Here is a 787-nt window from a genome sequence, read left to right on the forward strand (position 1 = left end):
CTAAAGCGTGATGGCATTAAGTTCGATAGCCTGAATTTTTGAGGTAGTTGGCGCATTCCTCGGAGGTGAAGGCATCGAGGGCGTGGCCGATTGCGGCGCAGACTGCGTCGACGGTTCGCGCGGCAGCTTTGCGGAGCAGGTGCTTGAGCTTGGCAAAGACCTGTTCGATCGGGTTCAGGTCGGGCGAGTATTTTGGCAGGAAGAAGAGCTTGGCGCCGACCGAGCGGATGAGTTGACGAACTGCCTTGCTCCTGTGGCTGCCGAGGTTATCCAGGATGACGATATCGCCGGGCCGAAGAACGGGCAGAAGAACCTTCTCGACATAGGCGCGAAAGCTTACGCCGTCGATGGGCCCCTCGATGAACCATGGCGCATCGATCCGGTCATGGCGTAGGGCCGCAAGGAAGGTCATGGTCTTCCAGCGGCCGTGGGGAACCTTGGCGGGAAGCCTGTGGCCGCGCGGCGCCCATCCCCGCAAGGGCGCCATATCGGTCCTGGTCCAGGTCTCGTCGATGAAGACCAGCCGCTCAGCTTCGACGCGATCTTGATACTTTGTCCACTGGGCTCGCCGCCGCGCGACCTCAGGTCGATCGCGTTCGCCAGCCGCCACGCTTTTTTTTGAAGCTGAGCTTCTCGGCATGCACGAAGTCCCACACCGAGTGGTAGTCGACCTTCAGGCCACGCCCGGCAAGCTCGGCAACGAGACCGCGTATGGTGAAATCGCCGTCCTTGATCCGTTGTGACAGCCAGACCGCGTGCTTGCCCGAAATTGCCTTCGGCTTGTAGC

General features: G+C 61.0%; 1 pseudogene. It reads right to left on the reverse strand.

The features are described from left to right. Positions 1-16 precede the first annotated feature (16 nt). A pseudogene (locus FNJ47_RS46320) lies at positions 17-787 on the reverse strand (IS630 family transposase); the annotation flags it as partial.

It is taken from the genome of Bradyrhizobium uaiense, from assembly GCF_010811875.1.
Lineage (GTDB): Bacteria > Pseudomonadota > Alphaproteobacteria > Rhizobiales > Xanthobacteraceae > Bradyrhizobium > Bradyrhizobium uaiense.